This window comes from Pseudochelatococcus sp. G4_1912, assembly GCF_047501465.1.
Lineage (GTDB): Bacteria > Pseudomonadota > Alphaproteobacteria > Rhizobiales > Beijerinckiaceae > Pseudochelatococcus.
The window spans coordinates 859,740-880,060 of sequence record NZ_JAZDRL010000001.1 but is presented as its reverse complement, the minus strand read 5'-3'; the positions used below and the strand labels follow the sequence as shown (position 1 = coordinate 880,060).

Below are 20,321 nucleotides of genomic sequence, written 5' to 3'. Positions count from 1 at the left end.
GGTTTCTCTCCTTCAGGACGCGCGCGGACGGGTTGTTACCCGCTCAATGCGCTTTTCATAATTGGTGCCGTGAATAATGCGTGACACAAAAATACCAGGCGTATGAACCGCATCAGGATCAATGCCGCCGACATCAACCAGTTCTTCAACTTCGGCAACGGTAATTGTGGCTGCTGTGGCCATTTCCGGATTAAAGTTGCGTGCTGTTTTATTGTAAATGAGGTTACCTTCGGTATCCCCTTTTTGCGCCTTGACGATCGCCAGATCAGCTTTCAACGCACGTTCCATGATATAGGATTCGCCATCGAAAATGCGTTCTTCCTTGCCTTCAGCAACTAGCGTGCCAACGCCGGTTTTGGTGAAAAAAGCAGGAATACCGGCGCCGCCAGCGCGAATGCGTTCAGCCAGGGTGCCTTGCGGATTAAACTCAAGCTCAAGCTTGCCAGAGAGATATTGCTCGGCAAACAGCTTGTTCTCACCGACATAGGAAGAGATCATCTTGCGGATCTGACCATTGTCCAGCAACTTGCCAAGGCCAGCGCCGTCGATGCCGCAATTGTTGGAGATGATTGTCAGATCTTTGACGCCGCTCTCAACAATTGCATCGATAAGTTTTTCAGGAATGCCGCACAGCCCGAAGCCGCCCGACATAATTGTGATGCCATCGCGCAGCAGTCCCTGCAAGGCTGCACGTGCATCAGGATAAACTTTATTAATCGCCATAAGCGTTTCTCCCTTGAACCAAGGCACTTTCCATCCAGAAGAGGGAAAATGCAAGGTGAGAGAAATAAATGCAGCTAATCTCTATGTGCAATTGTCACAGTAGCAGCCTGTGGATCGTGTGCGATAGGGCTGGACTTTGAGTGTGTTTCTATGGCAAAAGCCACTTCTGTCCATGATGGATTCGTTTAGCGCTCGTAATGAGTAGCACGAAACTGTGACACCTGTGCGGGTGTGGTGGAACTGGTAGACGCGCCGGACTCAAAATCCGGTTCCGAAAGGAGTGTCGGTTCGATTCCGACCACCCGCACCACTTATCTCAATCATAAATTTCTCAAGCAATCGGCAGCTATGTCGTATTGTTCGACAATAATGTTACACTCACGCTAGAATCAATATGCAAGATTACTGGCCTAATGCAGAAGCTTATAATCACCTTGGTATTGGTAGCATCAATCGCTCCCGTGAAGGCCAAAGATGTTGCTGGGCGTGCCAATGTAATTGATGGCGATACCATTGCCGTAGAGGGCGTAGAGAGCCGTATTAGGTTGCATGGTATTGATGCGCCTGAAGGTAAGCAGATATGCGATGATGATCATGGTAGGCATTACTTGTGCGGAACCCGATCTGCGGATGCCTTAAGCAATTTGATTGGCCGTAATGGTACAGTCAGCTGCACGGAAACTGGTCGTGATCGATATGGCCGAATAATTGCCATCTGCCATTCCCATGGGCGTGAAATTAACCGCGAAATGGTGCGTCTGGGATGGGCAGCCGATTTTAGAAGATATTCCAATGACATGTATGCAACTGAAGAAAAAGAGGCACAATCCGCCAAACGCGGGTTATGGGCCGGGCAATTTGTGCTGCCTTGGGAATGGCGGAAGGGAAAGCGTCTGACGTCAGAGCAAGGAGGCGGAACCAGCAGAGAGTGCTCGATAAAGGGAAATATCTCTAGTGCCGGTGCAGTCTATCATATTCCAGGGTCTATCGATTATGCACGCACGGTGATTGATGAGAGCCGGGGTGAACGATGGTTTTGCTCTGAAGAGGAAGCAAAAGCAGCAGGGTGGCGGCCTCCGCGCGGATAGAATATGGGAGCGTTAATGCATAAGCTTATCATGGCAGTAGTATCGGCCATAATTATGATGTCCGCAGCAGCCCATGCTGCAAGCTGCAAACAGGCGCGCAATTGCGATGAGGCCGTTGAAATGTGGTGCAACGGTTACGCGCGCGCTGATGGCGACAATGATGGCATCCCATGTGAAAGCGTATGTCGATCGCGGGCGCAAGTTGAGGCCGCAAAGAAACGGGTAGGTTGCAGTATGTAAAGCGGCGCGGCACTCGGGTGATTTATAATAAGAAATTTATTCTTGCATGAAAAGTATTTTGAGAGGCACCCCATTCAAGGTGTTTTCAATATGCATGAGCAGTTATAAAAGTTTCTCTCGTCTCTGCTATGTCCTGTGTCACTATGCATGACGCTTTTGCGTATGCGTGCAGAATGGATGGGAAATCATCGAGATGCAATTTGTAAATAGCTTCAATTTCTTACCTTTCCTTGATTCCATTATTAGCTTTTCTGCTGCTTTCGTTTTTGGCACGGTGATTGGGGTTGAGCGTCAATATCGTCAGCGCACGGCAGGGCTGCGGACCGTTGTGCTGGTTACACTCGGTGCGGCAGGATTTGTTGATCTCGCACATCGCCTGGCGGGCAGTGTCGAGGCTGTGCGCGTTATTGCCTATGTAGTCTCGGGTATCGGCTTTCTTGGTGCCGGTGTCATTATGAAAGAGGGGCTCAATGTTCGGGGCCTTAACACGGCAGCAACATTATGGTGTGCCGCAGCAGTAGGGGCGTGCGCCGGTACGGATATGATCGCAGAAGCCGGCTTGCTTACATTGTTTGTGCTTGTTGCCAATACAATGCTGCGCCCCCTCGTCAATGCAATCAATCGCATCCCCATCAATGAAGAACAAGGCGAGGCGACCTACGAGGTGCGCGTAACGGCCATGCGCAGGCACGTGCCAGAGGTTCGGGCTTTCCTGTTGGAGGCGCTGGAGGCCGCAGAATATCCGGTGGGCAATATTGCATTGGTAGCAATGGGTGAAGAACGGGCGGAAATTGTTGCAACGCTCATTAGTACGGCGGTTGTCCCGGATGAGATTAATGCAGTTATCACAACCTTAAAGACCAATGCCCATGTTCTGCACGCAAGCTGGGAGAGCAGTTTGCAGGATTGACGTATGGCCTCTGGACGGGCAAACGGTACAATTGTTCTTATCTGACAGTTGGACCATGCGTAATCATCTTAATGAAGCACATCATCACTCTTGCCAACGCCATATGGCCTGTGGGCTCGATTTTGGTACCTCAAACTCCACACTTGGCGTTTATGATATTGCCGGGCCGCGTCTTGTGCCGCTGGAGGGCCATCATCTAGCGGTGCCTAGTGCGGTATTCTTCGGTGTTGAGGCGGAGACAGCGTTTCTGATTGGCCGTGAGGCGGTTTCTTCATACATTGATGGCGTTAGTGGGCGTTTGATGCGCTCGCTTAAATCAATTCTGGGCTCGACACTCATAGATGAGCGAACCGCTGTTTATCGTCGTCGTCTCAAGTTTTCCGAGGTCATCGGGCTTTATGTTGCCGAGCTCAAGAAACGCGCTGAAAGTGCTCAGGATGGCGCGTTAGAGCAGGTCGTGATGGGGCGACCGGTGCATTTTGTCGATAATGACGCCGATGCTGATCTGCATGCTGAAAATACCTTGCGCGACATAGCGCATTCTATCGGTTTTCGCGATGTCAGCTTCCAGTATGAGCCCGTGGCTGCTGCGCTCGATTTTGAGCGTCAGCATGTATCAGGCGAGAAGGTGGCGATCGTTGCCGATATTGGCGGTGGTACATCGGATTTCACGGTTGTGCGCCTTGGGCGTCGTGGAGCTGCGCGTGATGAACGGGCAAGCGATATACTCGCGAATGACGGCGTGCGTCTGGGCGGCACTGACTACGATCGACATTTGAGCATGCACGCGTTCATGCCGATATTTGGCTATCGCACCTTGATGAAACGGGGCGATATCGAGGTGCCTTCATCAGCCTATTGGGACCTTTCAACCTGGTCGAGTGTGCATACGCTTTATGATCCAAAGCGGCTACTTGAATTGAAGGATGTGCGCTTTGAAGCACAGCAACCTGCATTGATTGAGCGGCTTATGCAGGTGATTGAGGCGCGCCGCGGACACAGTGTTCTCATTGAGGTGGAGGGCGCCAAGATTGCACTGTCCGATCATGCAAGCACAGATGTATCGCTTGATTGGCTTGAGCGGGAATTGCGCTTGACAGCAACCCGTGAGGGCTTTGAGGCTTGTGCGCAGACGCTGTTCGATAAGCTCAAGCAGACTGCAAATACTTGTGTTCGTACGGCAGGGCTTCAAAATACTGATATCGATTTTGTCTTCTTCACCGGTGGCACCAGTCAGATCCCTAGTGTGCGGGCGGCTATTCTTTCACAGTTCGACAATGCAACGGCGATCGATGGGGATCGCTTCGGGGCGGTGGGGCTTGGCCTCGCGATTGAAGCCCAAAGGCGTTATGGTTAGCAAAAAAGAGAAGGCAGTGCCCCAATAATATTCATTTCGTATCTTTTGACGGCATGAAAGATGTCTAAAGCACTCTCTATTTTTCGTCAAACTTTCGCCAAATTGAGATATGAAAGGATCATTATTATGCCGAAATGGCACGGGAATTGCGGGAACATTTACTCATCCCTATACTCGTGAAGTTGGATGCGTAAAGGTCATATACAATCGTTCATAGGTACTTTCATGCCAGATATTTCTACTTTACCTTTATATGGAATTCCATATCTGCTTCTGATTGTTTCCGCGATTTTGCTTATGTGCGATCAAAGAAACCTTTCGATACTCGCTTTCGTCGTATCGTTGGTCACTGCGGTTGTGAGTGGAATCGTCAATACTGTTGGTCTTCTGACGTTGGGGACTTTTTTACTTCTATCTCTTTGGCATTTTAGCCTCCGTAATCAGAAAACGGTTATCAGATTTCCCGGTGCCATGGTGATATCGGGTGTGCTTGTTGTTATATCAGCGGTTGTCTTTTTCAGTCATAATGCACCCGGCTTCCTGGATACAAAGGTGATTGATGGCGTCATCATGTCGCCTGGTGCAATACCATTCACAATGTATCTCAACTTCGATGAGGTAGCGATAGCCCTGATACTTGCACTGTGTGGTGGCCTTTTTTTACCTCAAAACGGTCAGGCTATTCTTTGCAAATTTGCCAGTCAGAAAAATCTCTGGAAATGGGTATTCCTTATGTGGATCGCCTGCTCTGGCGTTCTTATGGCTGCCGGTTGGATGGTTGGCTACATTGCTTTTGATCCTAAAATCATTCCTTATTTCTGGATCTGGGCTATTAATAATCTTCTGTTTGTCGCCTTCGCCGAAGAAATATTGTTCCGCGGTATGATACAAGGCAGCCTGTCAAAGGCTTTTGCACATTTTGGATGGTCACCTTATATAGCGCTTGTCATCAGCGCTATGTTGTTCGGTGTGTCACACATAGATGGCGGTTGGACCTATGTCGCTCTTGCGACCGTTGCTGGCCTTTTTTACGGCATGGCTTATTTGAGAACGGGTCTGCTTATCGCAGCAATTCTGGTGCATTTTCTGCTAAACTTAACCCATGCGCTTTTGTTCAGCTATCCGGGATTATCTGGCTGAACGGCAATGGCAGCGCATTTGATCTGGCGGATGAGGTTGTGAAGCTTTTGGCGGGCCATCGGCATTTAATGATAAATGCTTGATGCGACTTGAAAGTCGACGAAGACCCGGATCGGCTATCATTCGCGCATAGTGTGCGTGTTGTCCGCCATAAACTGGGTCAGGTGATTGATTTTCCCCTCAGTGCAAGAAACAGCTATACCACGCCATCCTTGATGGAATTCTGGAAGGGCGAGCTGTTTCCTGTCGGGGTAAAACACGATATCGCGGCCTGAAATGCTACAGACCACGACATCCGTGCCGACGACGACATCAACCCATGCCAGTCCATGAATCAGAAATCATTCTGATTTTACTTAACTGAGCAGTATTGGGGCAATGCCCTCCCGATTGTTATTATTATCGGCAGTTTTATGCGGCTTGCCTTACGTCGGAGAGCATGCGTTCCGCAACGCCATCACGGATGATGTAACGGTGAACGAGCGCCATCAATATGTGCCCCCCGATGAGCGCTAACAACACCCAAGCCAGTAGGCCATGAACAGCATTTGCAGGCGCTGTCAGCCACGCGATCTGCTCACCAGTTGCAGAGAACAGTGGAATACCGAATGGCTGGAAGCCGCGCCCTGAGCCATAAGCGCGAACAAGTGCCAATAGAGGCACGATAAACATCAGCGCATAAAGCGTCCAATGCCCAACTTTGGCAAAAAATCCCAATAAACCTTGCTGATAAGCAGGGCGGCGAAGACTATTCAACAACCCCCAGAGAATACGCAATACCACTAGCACGAAAAGTAAAGCGCCAACTGAACTATGCGTGCCAACCAGGGTGGATACCAAAGGTGTGCGTCCCAATGTTACCCGAGCAATCATGCCGAGGAATTGCCATGCGAAAATGATCGCCATTCCCCAATGCAGGATACGGGTAACGAGACCGTACCGCTCTGGAGTGTCACGCAACTGGATTGTCATTATGCCTCGCAAATCAGTTAGAGCTGGTTGCATTATCCATGAGTAACAGCTTGCGGTGCAACCAGCTCTAATATCTAGGGTTTCTCGCAAACTGCTATAATGCTTCTGGAAATTATAACCATAGTTGCGAGCTGGTATCGTAACAATCCTGTGCGCAACTCTCAGTTGTTTTTACGGCGCTCCCAGAAAACTGCGCCTTCAAAGCTGAATACCGGCTCACCTTTGGCATTTTCAGCGGTATTAAGTGTGCTGACAATGCCCCATTCAGGCCGCGAGGCCGTGGTGCGGGTATCGATGATTTTGGTGCGGTAGGTTAATACATCATCAGCGAATACAGGACGCAACCATCGCAGGTTGCGGAAGCCCGGGGAGGGGCCAAGACGCCCCATTTGCAGGCCAGCTTTAGCAGCGCGATATGCTTGCTTGACCTGATAATGAATCATCAGCTTCATCCACACCGCGCCGGTTTGCCAGCCAGATGCGCAAAGTCCGCCAAATTGCGACTGGCGGGCAGCTTCTGGATCTGTATGAAAGGGTTGCGGATCAAAAGCTTTAGCATAATTGATGATGTAATCTGCACTGAAGCGATGCGTGCCGATATTAGCCACATCCCCTACAACAATATCCTCGAACCAGAGTGCCAGGCGATCTTCCGCCGCTCCAGCTTCGGCTTGTGGTGTTGGCGCAAGCTCTGCCGGGGAGGCAACCTTAGGTGCGCTCCACCCCTGCGTGCCGCGACGACCAAACATTACCCAGCAGGATTGCCGGTAAACTGTTTCATCGCGCTGGTTCACCACATCGAAAATGAAATTAACGAGACCCACTTCGGGCCGACTGCGCGATACGCGTGTTTCACCAATGGTCTGGCGAACACTCAGTGTATCACCAGGCAAAACTGGCTTTACCCACGAACCTTCCTCAACACCTGGTGAGCCCATGCTACTGGAGCCAGCCAGCACGTTGTCATAAAACATCCGCATGGTTACAGCACAGGTATGCCAGCCAGAGGCAATCAGCTGTCCCACGAATGTGTGTTTGGCTGCTTCTGGATCAGTATGCATCGGCTGGGCATCGTATTCGCTGGCGAATGTAATGATATCGTCGGTATGGAGCGTATGGCCGCCATAAGTGGTGATGGTACCGGAAACGAAATCCTCGAACACGAAGGCGGGCATGTTGTACCTCTTGATGTTTTCGCGACGATAGACGCTTCCCAGCGCCCTAACGGGTGTTTGTTACACCAGCGCGACCATTGCCACAAGTGCAGCAACTGCAAGGGCGAGGCAGGATACAACGGCAATCAGCGCCCCATAACTGCGTGTACCCAGTGCTAAGCTGTAAGCCATTTTCGCAACCATATTTGTAGCGATTGCGAGCAAAATAGAAAGCTCCAGCGTACCAGCGGATATGGCTTCGGCACTGAAACGTGTGATTGCCAGTATGGCAGAGTCAATGTCTACAAGTCCTGTAATGATGGACGCAAGAACGATGCCCCGATCGCCCAGGATGGAAGCGCCAACCCGTGCCGCAATCGTGGCGAGGGCTATAATCGATGCCAGCTTTAAAACGGAGCCGATGTCAAAAGGGCTTTTGGCCGTTTCGCTATCCTGATCGTCGGAAGCGCTGTCTTTGGTGGTTTGCAGCGTACAGATAAAGGCGGCAACAGTGAGTATCATTACCATGCTGCCGAGGGGAGGAAGTAGTGTCATCAGCATTGTTGGCGCGAACAATATGACCAGAACGATCCCCCGTGCCACCGATATAGCACTGGCCGCTAACGCGCCGGCTGCGATATTACGTGTTTTTTCAGGATACGATATAGATTGGCGCGCCGAGGTCAGTGCTACTGCTGTTGAGGAAACGAGGCCGCCGGCTATTCCGGCAATAAGCGGTCCATGCCGACTGCCAAAAACGCGAGTGGCGATATATCCAGCAAATGAGACCCCCGCCAACGCGATGGCAAACACCCATATTTGAGCGGGATTGATTGCATCATATGGCCCAAGCGGGTGATCAGGCAGTAGTGGTAAAATAATGAATGCCATGGCGAGAAGGAGAATTGCCGAGCGTAATTCTGGCCATGTCAAGCGTTCAACGAAGGTGTGAAGATACTCACGGCTGGCTAATACAAGTGTGAGCGCAATAGCGGCGCCCGCTGCTACAACTGGCTCATCCAGCGCGGCGAGAACCCCTAACAGAAAGGTGGCCTGTCCTGCTACAACGGTGGTTACACTGAAGCTGTGCTCTTCCAGCTTTTCACGCCATTTAAATAGCCCGAAAACTGCTGAAAAAGCGATGAATACGGCTCCAATCAGAATTGCAGCTGACAGGTTATGCGCATCGGCAATGGTGCCGGTGAGGCCGCCAAGCAGACCGATAATGCCAAACGTGCGTATACCAGCCGTGCGCATGCCTGGCGCATCACCGCGATCACGCCAATGTCTCTCCGTGCCCACTAGCATCCCAATGGCCAGAGCTAATCCAAGCTGGAAAAGAAACGATGATGTCTGCATCATCCACCATCATACGCTAAGATAAAGTGCTATCTCACCTGGGAGAAGCGGAGGGCTCTTTCTGTCCGAAACTTTTTCTCCAATAAGCTGGAGCTTTATGGGTGATAATTACTAATCCTGCGCGAACTCAGATCTGCTGCGATATCTTTGCCAGATTAGCATAGAGGAGGCATGCTCATAATAGGGAAAGAACGATCCCGAAGTAAATTATGATGCTCTTCTAATGGCAGGCGTCAATCAATATTGGTGGTGTCATCATAAGTATTATGTGCAAAAGCATAAAGCATAACATCCAGTATTTCTGGATTTATGCCATAGGCAATGATTGTAGGTGAAAGCCCCTTGCCGACACGCAGATCAAGCCTCTGAAGAGTTTCGTTAGATAAATTATTGAAAAAACGCTCTTCCAGATTATTAATCGTCTCGCTGGATAATTCATTTATTACATTCTCACTTAATGCGCGAATATCTTTATCAGATAGCTTATTCAGTTCAGGGGCTATGATATGCTTAATAGTCTGAGCTGGAAGATTATTAATCTCTTCCATTGTTAGGTTTCTTATTGATTGGTATGGTATAGAACTTAGTATACGAATATTTAATCCGTTGAATACCCAATTAGAAAGAGAGTTGAAAACTCTTGGTTGTAGTTTTGTCAATGTACTATTTGGTAAATTGCTCATAAACCGCGTGCTTAGTTCTCGAAGGTTTTCAAGTCCATTTATAACGCGCGCATCTAACTTGTTAATCTCGTCATCCTCTAACATATTCAGAGTCCACGAGGGGGTATTTTTCAGCTCTTTATCATCCAGATTATTAAAATCACGCGCATACACACGAGGAAGAAAGAATTTTTTCTGGCTTTTCCCCTCGAAGTAAGTTTGTGTGCCAGGGGGAATTTGAGATAAGTGTATTATTGAATCGGAGTTAATATTACTGTTTTCTTTGTTGCTGTATAAGTTTGATGAAGAACTTAATTCTAATTCATTGGCATTGAAGGCGGGTTCTAGATAATACGCTTTGTTTGGCGGAATAGATCCTGTGTTGCTCATAATGCAGTCATCCATTTATAAAAAATTCGAAAAATTTAGATATTTCTATATATTTAATACATATACATATTTATGCTTTTTTGTCAAGGTTTATGTAATGTGTGACGATGTGGATGCTTTCTTTGTGTGTGTTGCTAAAGTAATAATAATTATTTCTTTTTTGTTTTATTAGATGAATTTAATATTGTTTCCGTGTCTGGGTAAAGGGCTGTTGCGTTTATGTCTGATGCTTATCATTATGCAGAGTCATAAAATCCTATGATCGCTTGGAATGAAGATAATGCATGACAATACGCCCCCCCATCGTGGTGCAGACTTCACCAATCCCAATGTGCTTGCGAAGGCTGTTTTTCAGGTTTTGACGCGTGCGTTGTCACGTCCGGGGAGTATTGTGGCATTGCCTGTTGAGCTGCGGGTGCCTTCGCCCTTGACATCCGAATTAGCGTCAGTTGCCTTGGCAATGGCCGATCAGGAAGCACCATTATGGCTTGATGCGCCGCTGGTAAATAGCCCCCAAGCAATGCAATATTTACGTTACCATACGGGTGCACGCGTCGTAGGGGCACCTTCGCAGGCGGCATATGCGCTAATCCGTGATGCCGTGTCGATGCCGCAGCTGCATACTTTCGGGCAAGGAATTCCAGGGCAGCCAGAGCAATCAACGACATTGGTGATTGCGGTTGATTATCTGGCTCCAACACAGCCCGGTACGCGTGGTGCGATGGTTTTATCGGGGCCCAATATGGCAGGACAAACGGCCCTGATTGCAGGGCCTTTGCCGCTCGATTTTCAGGCGCAGATTGCAGAAAACCGTAGGCGTTATCCATTGGGTGTTGATTGTTTTCTGGTTTCTCAAGGGTGCGTTGCAGCCATTCCAAGATCTACGACCATTCTGTAGAAGCTGGCAGGTGGAGCGCGACGAAAGGCGCTAATGCTGCTATCAACACTAATGCATGCATGATATCCGGCGCCTAGGGTCGATATGCTCGATTTCCTGCCTCGCAGGTTGCTGGAAGGTTTACTGGTTAAGGTTTTGATAAAGAAGAATTTAATGATTGAGAAAGATACCATCCTCCTCGAAAACGCAACACTTGTCCTGCCTGATCGGGTGGTTGAGTGGGGATGGGTTTCCGTCGTTGGTGGCCGCATTGTAGAAATAGGGGAAGGGCGCGCGCCTGAGCGTGGCGTTGATCTCGATGGCGACTACCTGATACCGGGCCTCATAGAGCTGCATACGGATCATGTCGAGCGCCATTATCTTCCGCGCCCGAAAGTACGCTGGCATCCACTAAGTGCCGTTATGGCGTATGATGCTCAGATCGCGACTGCAGGGATCACAACAGTGTTTGATTCTTTGCGTGTTGGTTCCGATTTTGATCTTGCCTCGTTGAGTAATGAGGATCTCTGGCAGCTATCAGATGCGCTGGCTATGGCCAGGGAAGCGGGTTATCTGCGGGCCGAGCATCGCACGCATCTGCGTTGCGAGGTGTCTTCTGCCGATGTGCTGGATCAAGCAGAAAGCTATGCTGCGCGTCATCCCGTGCATCTGATTTCGCTGATGGATCATACGCCTGGTCAAAGGCAGTTCCGTGATCTTGGCATCTGGAAGCTCTACTATATGGGCAAGAATAATGCATCCGATGAGGAGGCAAGCAAGCTTATTGCGCGTCGCCTTGAGCTGCATGAACGCAATGCAGTGCGGCATCGAAGGGCGCTGGTGGAATTTGCGCACAAACATGGTGCGGTATTGGCAAGCCATGATGATGGCACGTACGAACAGGTGGCGGAAGCCGTTGCCGATGGTGTTGCGATTGCCGAATTCCCCACCACAATGGAAGCTGCGGCGGCCTCGCATGCAGCGGGTATTCAGGTGATGATGGGGGGGCCTAATGTTGTGCGTGGCGGCTCGCACACAGGCAACATTGCTGCTGAGGCGTTGGCGCGTGAGGGGCTTCTGGATCTGCTTTCATCGGATTATGTTCCGGCAAGTCTATTGATGGCAGCGTTCGATCTGCCTAAGCACGTATCCAGCATCAATCTGCCGCAAGCACTTGCTACTGTTACGTTGAATCCTGCGAAGGCAGCGGGGTTGAATGATCGTGGTGCGCTTGAAGTTGGGCGGCGTGCCGATATCGTGCGGGTTCATCTGTCTGGAAACATTCCTGTAGTACGGGAAGTTTGGCGCGAGGGGCGGCGAGTGACATGATAAATCTCAATGCAGGTCCGGCGGATAAGCAGCAGCATGCAGGTGGAGCATTCGTTTGTATTGTTGGCCCTAGTGGCGCTGGTAAGGACAGCCTGCTGATTGAAGCGCGCAAAGGGCTTGCTGCGGATGAAGCAATCGTGTTCCCGCGCCGGCTGGTTACGCGAAGTAAAAATGATACCGAAGATCATGATACAATCACGCAAGAAGCGTTTGATGCAGGCGTTGCTTCTGGCGCATTTTGTCTGCACTGGCAGGCGCACGGCCTGAGTTACGCCTTGCCTCACAGTGTGACTGATGCAGTAGGCGCTGGGCAGATTGTGGTTTGCAACGTTTCACGTTCCGTCATTCCACAAATTATTGAGCAATTTGCCCATGTATATGTGGTGCAGATTTCTGCCCCAGCTGAAGTTATTGCGGAGCGCTTGCTTAAGCGTGGGCGAGAAACTGCCGCCAGCATTGCGGCGCGCCAGGAACGCAATCGTCAGTTGAGCGCTGATTTAAGCCCCGACCTCACTATTATGAACACAGGGCCGCTGGAAATCGGTGGTGAGCAGTTGATCAGGTTCCTCCGCGATATTGCAAAAGCGGGTAATTAAGGGCGCGGTTAAGTAGAAAATACACGCTAGCCTTGCATCCACGCCGGGCGGTGGTACAGTCTGGAGTGACATTGCGCGGATCGTTCCGCGCAATGATTTTAAGTAAATGATCGTAACTCAAGTAATTTTGCCAACTCTGTTCGGCCGGTTGTGGAGAGTATTCAATGATCCTCGCGTTTCTTCGCCGGCTGGTGCTGCCGGTCGTTGTTGCTGTTGCAATGCTTCCGGGCGCTGGTTATGCGCAGAAAGCATTTGAACGAAAGGATCTTGCAAGCAGTGTTGTGCGTTTCGATACAACTCTGCGGGATAGCTCGGAACAATCTGATTTGACGCGCCCCACCGCGCAATTGCGTAAAGATCTTGCCGCCGCCAAGGCACGCAATGATATGACGCGGGCTTATGAGCTGGCGAGTGCAATTCTCGTGCGTGAGCCCGGCAATTTTCAGGATTGGCTAACCTACGCGCGCCTTGTCTCTTCCTTCGACACAGATGATTATGAGGAGCGGACAACCTGGCGGGACTACGCACAGACCGCAGCCTATGCGGCGTATCAACTTGCTACAAAGCCAGCAGATAAAGCCGCAGCGCTTGTTGTGCTTGCTGAGGCGCAGACGCGTGGTGAGTTGTTTCGTCCAGCGATCGATAGCTATAAGGCCTCGCTAGCGCTGCATGATAATGCCAAGACGCGTGCGGTTTATGAGGATCTGCGCGCACGTTATGGCTTTCGTATCCTGAGCAATAATGTGGATTCCGATGCGGCTTCGCCGCGCGCATGCTTCCAGTTTTCTGAGCGGGTTGCGAATGGTATTGATTTTGCGCCTTATGTTGCCGTTGCAGGCTCTGCAAATGCAGCCGTTACCGCCGATGATATGCAGGTGTGCGTCGATGGGCTGAAGCATGGCGAGCGTTATGCCATCGTGGTGCGGCAGGGATTGCCTTCGGCCGATGGCGATGCACTGCTGCGCAATGCGGACTATGAGATTTATGTGCGCGATCGCGCGCCGTCTGTGCGTTTTACCGGTCGTAATTACGTGTTGCCATCCACGGGGCAGGAGGGGCTGCCGCTGGTTTCGGTCAATACAAACTCTGCCGAGATCGACATTTTCCGGGTGGGCGACCGCAACCTGCTGCCAACTATTCGCGATGGCGGATTTCTCGATCAGCTGAACCGTTGGGTGATCGATACGCTGAAAGAAGAGCGTGGCGAGAAAATCTGGAGCGGCACACTCAAAACCCAATCACCACTTAACAAGGATGAAGTCACAGCATTTCCCTTGAATGAGGCTATCGGCAAGACTTTGGCGCCGGGTGTTTATGTCATGACAGCTCGCCCTGAAGGCGGCGCCCCTGCCGATGAAGATTACGGTCAGCGTGCAACGCAATGGTTCGTGGTATCCGATATTGGCCTTACGGCATTGTCGAATGAGGGAGGGTTGCGGCTTCTGGCCCGCTCGCTGGCTTCGGCCCAGCCTTTGGCAAACATTGATCTGCGGTTGATTGCTCGCAACAATGAAGAACTGGCAACTGCGCGCACAAACGCTCAAGGTGAGGTCTCGTTTGATCCGGGTTTGAGCCGTGGGCAAGGCGGATTACGCCCCGGTCTCGTGATAGCAACCACGCCAGCGGGTGATTACAACTTCCTTGATCTTGAGCAGGCCCCCTTCGATCTGACTGACAGAGGCGTTGCGGGTCGGAAGGCACCGGGGCCGCTGGATGGACAGGTATTTACCGAGCGCGGCGTTTACCGCACAGGTGAAAGCGTCTTTGTAACGACGCTGTTGCGAGACGGTGCTGGTAACGCAACCAATGGGTTGCCACTTACCATGATTGCGCGCCGTCCCGATGGCGTCGAGTATAAGCGTGCGGTGGTGAATGATCAGGGGCTTGGCGGTCGCGTGTGGTCATTGCCGCTGCTTGCAGGCGCTGCACACGGCACTTGGCGAGTGCAGGCTTATGTCGATCCCAAGGGCGACCCCATTGGAGAGGCGACATTTCTGGTTGAAGATTATGTGCCCGAGCGAATTGAGGTAAAACTCACCCCCGAGGCAAAGATATTGACGCTGGGTGATGTTGCAAGCATTGATGTAAACGCGAAGTTTCTTTACGGCGCACCGGCTGCCGGGCTGAATGTGACTGGCGAAATCGCTGTAGTGCAGGCGGAGCAAACTGCCATCCCAGGGCTTGCCGGTTTCCGCACGGGTATTGATGATGAATTGTTCAATAGCGTTTCGCTCGAACTTGCCGATGGCGCTGTTACAGATGCTCAGGGAAATGCGCGCGTAACGGTTCCGCTGCCGGAAGTTTCCACGATGCGCCCCATAGAGGCGCGGATCGCTTTGCGCGTGGCGGAATCCGGTGGCCGTGCGGTTGAGCGATCTGTGACGTTACCGATTATCCCATCTCAGCCTGTGATAGGTGTAAAGCCGTTATTTACAGCCCTGACAGATGGCGCGCAGGCGGGCTTTGAAGTTGTTTCTGTCACGCCGCAGGGCGTGCGGCAAGCGGGTAAAGTGCGTTGGATACTCTCCCGGATTGAGGAGAATTACCAGTGGTATAACCGTGAGGGCAACTGGTCTTTTGAAACGGTTTCGTCAACACGGCGTGTGCAGGATGGAACGCTCGATCTCACCAGCGAAGGTGATCCTGCGCGCATCAGTATGCCGGTGGAGTGGGGCAAGTACCGGCTTGAGGTTTCTGCAGTTGCGGGCGCTGCACAGCCGGTGAGCTTCACATTTTCATCAGGCTTTAGCGGACAAGGCAGTGCTAACACGCCTGATAAGCTGGATCTGGTGCTCGATAAAGCAGCTTATTCCGCAGGCGATACCATGACGGTGACGCTCAAACCCCGCTTTAGCGGTAAGGTAACAGTCGTCATTGCCAGCGATAAGCTTTACGAGGAGCGTATTGTCGATATCACGCCTGAAGGCACCAGTGTTACTCTGCCTGTCAAGGCAGAGTGGGGGCCGGGCGCTTATGTGATGGCGCTGGCGCATCGCCCATTGGATGTTGCTGCACGGCGCCAGCCGGGGCGGGCACTTGGGTTGGCATGGTTTTCGGTTGATCGTGCAGCACGCACTCTTGCTGTTGAGTTGAGCGCACCGCAGACCATGAAGCCACGTGGGCAGTTGTCTGTGCCGGTTAAAATTGGTGGCTTGCAACCTGGCGAAGAGGCTTATGTTGCTTTAGCGGCTGTGGATGTTGGCATTCTCAATCTCACCCGCTACGAGCCGCCACGGCCTGATGATTTCTTTTTTGGTCAACGCCAATTGGGCACGGATGTCCGCGATCTTTATGGCTTCCTGATCGATGGTATGCAGGGTACGCGCGGTGCAATCCGCTCTGGCGGTGATGGTGGTGCATTGCGGCTTGAAGGCTCGCCCCCATCACAGGCGCCATTGGCCTTGTTCTCTGGCGTGGTCAAGGTTGGCGCGGATGGCACGGCGACTGTCGATTTCGACATTCCATCATTCAATGGCACGGTAAAGGTTTTTGCTGTTGCGTGGTCGAAGGACCGCGTGGGGCAGGCCAGCACAGATGTGATTGTGCGTGATCCCGTAGTCATATCGGCGAGTATGCCGCGCTTTATGAACGTTGGTGATGGGTCGTTACTCTTTCTGGCAGTGGACAACGTTGCAGGTGAAGCAGGTGATTATCACGTCACAGTTAAAGTTGATGGGCCTTTGCAGGTTGATACGCGGGCGCTGAGTTCTGCTGTACGATTGGAGAAGGGAGCGCAAACGGGCTTTGCTCTTCCGCTAACGGGGACAGGCGTTGGGCATGCGACGATCGCATACACGATTACTGGTCCGGGTGTTGATGCAGAGCAAACGCTTCAGCTAGGTATTGGTGCAGGCACGCGGCCTTTAACACGGCGCACCGTGCAAGCGTTGCTTCCGGGGGCAGGCGTTAGTTTAGGCGGTGATCTGTTGAAGGATTTCCAGTCTGGTACGGGGGTTGCTGCGCTTTCAGTCGCGCCCGTGGCTGCGCTTGATGTGCCTGCACTTTTGGGCGCATTGGATCGCTTCCCCTATGGTTGTACGGAACAGACGGTTAGCCGCGCGCTGCCATTAATCTATGCCAATGCTTTGGCGGCGCTCAAGGCTCTCCCTGCTGATGCGAACGCTGATACACGTGTGAATGAGGCAATTGCGCGTGTGCTGTCACGCCAGGGGCCTCTGGGATCATTTGGCCTATGGTCTGCCGGGGGCGATGATCTTTGGCTTGATGCGTTTGTGGCGGATTTCTTGACCCGCGCGCGGGAGCACAATTACGATGTGCCGCAACTTGCATTCATGCAAACGCTCGACAGGTTGCGCAATGCAGTGGTCAACAGCGCAGATTTTCCTGATGGAGAGGGGGAGGGGCTGGCCTATGCCGCCTATGTGCTGGCACGCAATGGACGTCCGGTAATCGGTGATCTGCGCTACTTTGCGGATGTGCGTTTGGCATCATTCGGGACGCCTTTAGCGCAGGCGCAGATAGGCGCGGGCCTTGCGCTGCTGGGAGATCGCACCCGTGCAGACCGCGTAATCGGCGAGGCGGTTACCAAGCTGAGCAAGGCGAAAGATAGCGATAAAGGCCGCAATGATTTTGGCTCGGTATTGCGTGATGCAGCTGGCATACTGGCACTGGTGGGGGAAACCGGTGCTGGCCGTGTGCACATTGCCACGATCACGCAAGTGCTTGAAAAGGCGCGCAATGCCCGTAACTTCACAAGCACTCAGGAAAACACCTGGCTCGTGCTTGCCGCGACAGCATTGGCAAATGAGGCAAAGAATATGTCTCTATCTGTCGATGGCGTGGCGCAAACAGGGCCCTTGTTCAGAACGCTTTCAGGGGTTGAACTTGCTACCAGGCCCATGAATGTCATCAATACGGGTGATACGCCCGTGCAAGCGGTGATCGGCGTGGCAGGCAATCCCATCGGAACCGAGCCGCCGCTTGCGCATGGATATGAAGTTGAGCGCAGCTATTATCGGCTTGATGGTACCCAGGTTGATCCGGCAACGGTGCAGCAAAATGAGCGCCTTGTGACCGTGTTGAAGGTTACTGAGCGCGAGGCGCGGCAGGCCGAGGTGCTGCTGGTAGATTACCTGCCCGCAGGGTTCGAGATCGACAACCCTCGCCTGGTTGATAGCGCTGATGTGGCAGCACTGTCGTGGCTTACGCGTGATGTTGAGCCATCGCATGTTGAATACCGCGATGATCGCTTCGTAGCAGCATTTTCTCGCGAGCCGGAACAAGCGGCTTTCTTCTCCGTTGCTTATGTCGTGCGTGCTGTATCTCCGGGACGATTTGTGCATCCACCAGCAGTCGTTGAGGATATGTATCGACCCGACCGCTTTGGCCGCACAGGCTATGGCCGGGTTGAAGTGACGGGTATGACGGGGGCGCCATGATCCGCAAGTTCTCCACCGCAGCAATTGTGTGCGCTTGCATGGTATTGCTAGCGGTGGGGGTAGGGTTATGGCGCTTTGTCGTCAGTTTGCCAGAGCTTGATCTTGGGCCATCACGGTTACAATCGACCATCGTCCTGGACCGCAATGGCAAGGTTTTGCGTGCGTTTACGTTTGATAATGGTCGCTGGCGCTTGCCTGCGACAGTGGCGGACGTGGATCCGCGCTATCTTGCGCTATTGATGGCCTATGAGGATCGTCGCTTTGCGGCGCACGCCGGCGTTGATCCGCTGGCTGTTGGGCGCGCAGTTTTGCAGATGACAACCAGCGGACGCATTATCTCCGGGGGGTCAACGCTTACCATGCAGGTAGCACGGTTGATGGAGCCTCGCACCGAGCGCTCATTCAAAGCCAAGCTGCGCCAGGCGGTAAGGGCTATTGAGCTGGAACAGCGCTTCTCCAAAGACGATATACTTGCCTTTTATCTCACCTTGGCGCCCTATGGCGGTAATCTGGAGGGGGTGCGTGCGGCAAGTCTGGCGTATTTTGGCAAAGAGCCACGCAGACTCTCGCTTGGTGAAGCGGCTTTGCTTGTGGCAATACCGCAATCGCCAGAAGCCCGTAGACCCGATCGCTTCCCCGAGAAAGCAAGTAAGGCGCGTGATCGCGTATTGGCGCGGGCCGTTGAGCGGGGGCTGATTGCGCAGGCGGAAATGGATGCAGCACGTGCTGTTCCTATCCCGATGGCGCGGCAACATTTTCCAATGCGCGCACCACATGTTGCGGAATTCGAGCGGTTGGCCAATTTGCAAGATCGCACGTTGCGACTAACCATCGATGCCGGTTTGCAGGCAGGGCTTGAAACACTTGCACGGGAGGCTGTAGCACGGATCGGGCCGCAGATATCGGCAGCTATTGTTGTTGTCGATAACGCTACCGGAGAAGTGCGTGCACATATTGGTGGCGCGGATTATATGGCTGATGAGCGCGCCGGCTGGGTTGATGCCGCGCGTGCTGTTCGGTCGCCTGGATCAGCGATGAAGCCTTTTATCTATGCGTTGGCGTTCGAGGCGGGACTGGCGCATCCGGAAACCATTCTGGAGGATCGCCCGACACGTTATGGCCTCTACGCGCCCGAGAATTTTGATCAGACATTTCAGGGCACTGTTACGGCGCGTAAGTCATTGCAGATGTCATTGAATGTACCAGCTGTTGCGCTATTGGCAGAGGTTGGCCCTTCGCAATTACTGGCGCGGCTGCGTAATGCCGGTGTGCCTGTGGAGCTGCCCAAGGAAGGCGGTGAGCCGGGGCTTGCGATTGCATTGGGCGGTCTTGGCATTCGGCTTACAGATCTTGCCGCTGCATATGCTGGCCTGGCGCGTGGTGGTCCCGTGCCAGTGCTGCAGTATCGGCTCGATGCTGAAGGCACTTCGATAAATGGTAGGGCACCATTTGTGCAGCCGGTTGCAGCTTGGTATGTCGCAGATGTATTGCGCGGTGCGCCCGCTCCTCATAATTCAATCGCTGGTCGTATCGCGTATAAAACCGGCACCTCATATGGCTACCGCGATGCTGTTGCTGTGGGGTTTGATCGGTACACGACAATTGCTGTCTGGCTTGGTCGCCCTGATGGCGGCGCAGTACCTGGGTTGCTTGCGCGCAATACGGCAGCTCCCTTGCTATTTGAGGCGTTTGCGCGCCTGGGGCGTGAGCCCGTGCCTGTTATTGCGCCCGCAGGCCGGTTGGAGGCGACAACAGCAACTCTGCCACCGCCATTGCGGCATCTGCGTCGCGATGCGCCTAAAAATATTCTGGCAACAATCAGCGCGCCTTTGCGGATCGCCTTTCCACCGGATGGCGCTATCATAGATCTCGGATTATCTGATGATTCAGCGCAGTTCCTGGCCCTTAAAGCTTCGGGCGGTGTGCCGCCACTCACATGGATGGTGAACGGCAAGCCCGTGGAGCAGGGCGCGTTAAGGCGTGAGACGCGATGGCAGCCAGATGGAGCAGGCTTCGCAAGGCTTTCCGTGATTGATGCAAACGGTGGCGCCGACCACGTGAACGTGCGGCTGCAATAGACTGCGGTGATCTGAGGCTCAGCGCTTTCTAAAGTAATCAGCAGTAA

At 52.5% G+C, this 20,321-nt stretch carries 16 protein-coding genes and 1 tRNA gene; 12 read left to right on the top strand and 5 right to left on the bottom strand.

Annotated features, from left to right (window positions below; genetic code table 11):
* Positions 1–12 precede the first annotated feature (12 nt).
* Positions 13–717 carry a CoA transferase subunit A gene (locus VRZ32_RS04090; RefSeq protein ID WP_414525036.1) on the bottom strand — a complete coding sequence of 235 codons (705 nt, stop codon included), beginning with the start codon at positions 715–717 and terminating at the stop codon, positions 13–15.
* A 231-nt stretch (positions 718–948) separates the two neighbouring features.
* Here VRZ32_RS04090 and VRZ32_RS04085 point away from each other — a divergent pair.
* From VRZ32_RS04085 to VRZ32_RS04055, 7 genes are all read left to right on the top strand, one after another.
* Positions 949–1,033 (top strand) — tRNA-Leu (locus tag VRZ32_RS04085).
* 103 nt (positions 1,034–1,136) lie between these two features.
* On the top strand, positions 1,137–1,811 hold the full coding sequence (locus VRZ32_RS04080) for a thermonuclease family protein (protein WP_414524424.1): 675 nt from the start codon (positions 1,137–1,139) through the stop codon (positions 1,809–1,811).
* A 3-nt stretch (positions 1,812–1,814) separates the two neighbouring features.
* Positions 1,815–2,051 carry an excalibur calcium-binding domain-containing protein gene (locus VRZ32_RS04075; RefSeq protein WP_414524423.1) on the top strand — a complete coding sequence of 79 codons (237 nt, stop codon included), beginning with the start codon at positions 1,815–1,817 and terminating at the stop codon, positions 2,049–2,051.
* A gap of 193 nt (positions 2,052–2,244) precedes the next feature.
* Positions 2,245–2,961 carry an MgtC/SapB family protein gene (locus VRZ32_RS04070; RefSeq protein WP_414524422.1) on the top strand — a complete coding sequence of 239 codons (717 nt, stop codon included), beginning with the start codon at positions 2,245–2,247 and terminating at the stop codon, positions 2,959–2,961.
* 55 nt (positions 2,962–3,016) lie between these two features.
* Positions 3,017–4,318 (top strand): Hsp70 family protein, encoded by a 1,302-nt coding sequence (locus VRZ32_RS04065; RefSeq protein ID WP_414524421.1) that lies wholly within the window; start codon positions 3,017–3,019, stop codon positions 4,316–4,318.
* Between the two features lie 225 nt (positions 4,319–4,543).
* Entirely contained in the window at positions 4,544–5,458 is a 915-nt protein-coding gene (locus tag VRZ32_RS04060; RefSeq protein ID WP_414524420.1) for a lysostaphin resistance A-like protein, read from the top strand.
* 89 nt (positions 5,459–5,547) lie between these two features.
* Positions 5,548–5,733 (top strand): hypothetical protein, encoded by a 186-nt coding sequence (locus tag VRZ32_RS04055; protein WP_414524419.1) that lies wholly within the window; start codon positions 5,548–5,550, stop codon positions 5,731–5,733.
* Positions 5,734–5,869: 136 nt separating this feature from the next.
* Here VRZ32_RS04055 and VRZ32_RS04050 read toward each other — a convergent pair whose 3' ends face one another.
* The 4 genes from VRZ32_RS04050 to VRZ32_RS04035 all read right to left on the bottom strand — a co-directional run bounded on the left by VRZ32_RS04050 (position 5,870) and on the right by VRZ32_RS04035 (position 9,995).
* Complete coding sequence (locus tag VRZ32_RS04050; protein ID WP_414524418.1) at positions 5,870–6,430, bottom strand: cytochrome b; 561 nt, start codon at positions 6,428–6,430, stop codon at positions 5,870–5,872.
* 161 nt (positions 6,431–6,591) lie between these two features.
* Entirely contained in the window at positions 6,592–7,605 is a 1,014-nt protein-coding gene (locus tag VRZ32_RS04045) for a MaoC family dehydratase (RefSeq protein WP_414524417.1), read from the bottom strand.
* Between the two features lie 60 nt (positions 7,606–7,665).
* The gene (locus tag VRZ32_RS04040; protein WP_414524416.1) at positions 7,666–8,946 is read right to left on the bottom strand and encodes an MgtC/SapB family protein; all 1,281 of its coding nucleotides are present in this window, start codon (positions 8,944–8,946) and stop codon (positions 7,666–7,668) included.
* A gap of 230 nt (positions 8,947–9,176) precedes the next feature.
* Positions 9,177–9,995 (bottom strand): hypothetical protein, encoded by an 819-nt coding sequence (locus VRZ32_RS04035; RefSeq protein ID WP_414524415.1) that lies wholly within the window; start codon positions 9,993–9,995, stop codon positions 9,177–9,179.
* A 280-nt stretch (positions 9,996–10,275) separates the two neighbouring features.
* On the opposite strand from VRZ32_RS04035, the gene phnH reads away from it, so the two are divergent.
* From phnH to pbpC, 5 genes are all read left to right on the top strand, one after another.
* Positions 10,276–10,893, top strand: a complete 618-nt coding sequence (phnH, locus tag VRZ32_RS04030; protein ID WP_414524414.1) for a phosphonate C-P lyase system protein PhnH — start codon at positions 10,276–10,278, stop codon at positions 10,891–10,893.
* A gap of 153 nt (positions 10,894–11,046) precedes the next feature.
* The gene (locus VRZ32_RS04025) at positions 11,047–12,201 is read left to right on the top strand and encodes an alpha-D-ribose 1-methylphosphonate 5-triphosphate diphosphatase (RefSeq protein WP_414524413.1); all 1,155 of its coding nucleotides are present in this window, start codon (positions 11,047–11,049) and stop codon (positions 12,199–12,201) included.
* Positions 12,198–12,797, top strand: a complete 600-nt coding sequence (phnN, locus tag VRZ32_RS04020) for a phosphonate metabolism protein/1,5-bisphosphokinase (PRPP-forming) PhnN (protein ID WP_414524411.1) — start codon at positions 12,198–12,200, stop codon at positions 12,795–12,797. The genes VRZ32_RS04025 and phnN overlap by 4 nt, the downstream gene beginning before the upstream one ends.
* A 164-nt stretch (positions 12,798–12,961) precedes the next feature.
* Positions 12,962–18,196 carry an alpha-2-macroglobulin family protein gene (locus tag VRZ32_RS04015; protein WP_414524409.1) on the top strand — a complete coding sequence of 1,745 codons (5,235 nt, stop codon included), beginning with the start codon at positions 12,962–12,964 and terminating at the stop codon, positions 18,194–18,196.
* Positions 18,193–20,274 carry a penicillin-binding protein 1C gene (gene pbpC, locus VRZ32_RS04010; RefSeq protein WP_414524407.1) on the top strand — a complete coding sequence of 694 codons (2,082 nt, stop codon included), beginning with the start codon at positions 18,193–18,195 and terminating at the stop codon, positions 20,272–20,274. The genes VRZ32_RS04015 and pbpC overlap by 4 nt, the downstream gene beginning before the upstream one ends.
* Positions 20,275–20,321: the final 47 nt, after the last annotated feature.

Bases quoted from the DNA above. Each gene is read 5' to 3' on its own strand.
- VRZ32_RS04075 (WP_414524423.1), top strand. From the start codon at position 1,815: ATGGGAGCGTTAATGCATAAGCTTATCATGGCAGTAGTATCGGCCATA.
- VRZ32_RS04035 (WP_414524415.1), bottom strand. From the start codon at position 9,995: ATGAGCAACACAGGATCTATTCCGCCAAACAAAGCGTATTATCTAGAA.
- VRZ32_RS04015 (WP_414524409.1), top strand. From the start codon at position 12,962: ATGATCCTCGCGTTTCTTCGCCGGCTGGTGCTGCCGGTCGTTGTTGCT.
- VRZ32_RS04070 (WP_414524422.1), top strand. From the start codon at position 2,245: ATGCAATTTGTAAATAGCTTCAATTTCTTACCTTTCCTTGATTCCATT.
- VRZ32_RS04060 (WP_414524420.1), top strand. From the start codon at position 4,544: ATGCCAGATATTTCTACTTTACCTTTATATGGAATTCCATATCTGCTT.
- VRZ32_RS04045 (WP_414524417.1), bottom strand. From the start codon at position 7,605: ATGCCCGCCTTCGTGTTCGAGGATTTCGTTTCCGGTACCATCACCACT.
- phnN (WP_414524411.1), top strand. From the start codon at position 12,198: ATGATAAATCTCAATGCAGGTCCGGCGGATAAGCAGCAGCATGCAGGT.
- pbpC (WP_414524407.1), top strand. From the start codon at position 18,193: ATGATCCGCAAGTTCTCCACCGCAGCAATTGTGTGCGCTTGCATGGTA.
- VRZ32_RS04040 (WP_414524416.1), bottom strand. From the start codon at position 8,946: ATGATGCAGACATCATCGTTTCTTTTCCAGCTTGGATTAGCTCTGGCC.
- VRZ32_RS04025 (WP_414524413.1), top strand. From the start codon at position 11,047: ATGATTGAGAAAGATACCATCCTCCTCGAAAACGCAACACTTGTCCTG.
- phnH (WP_414524414.1), top strand. From the start codon at position 10,276: ATGCATGACAATACGCCCCCCCATCGTGGTGCAGACTTCACCAATCCC.
- VRZ32_RS04050 (WP_414524418.1), bottom strand. From the start codon at position 6,430: ATGACAATCCAGTTGCGTGACACTCCAGAGCGGTACGGTCTCGTTACC.
- VRZ32_RS04080 (WP_414524424.1), top strand. From the start codon at position 1,137: ATGCAGAAGCTTATAATCACCTTGGTATTGGTAGCATCAATCGCTCCC.
- VRZ32_RS04065 (WP_414524421.1), top strand. From the start codon at position 3,017: ATGCGTAATCATCTTAATGAAGCACATCATCACTCTTGCCAACGCCAT.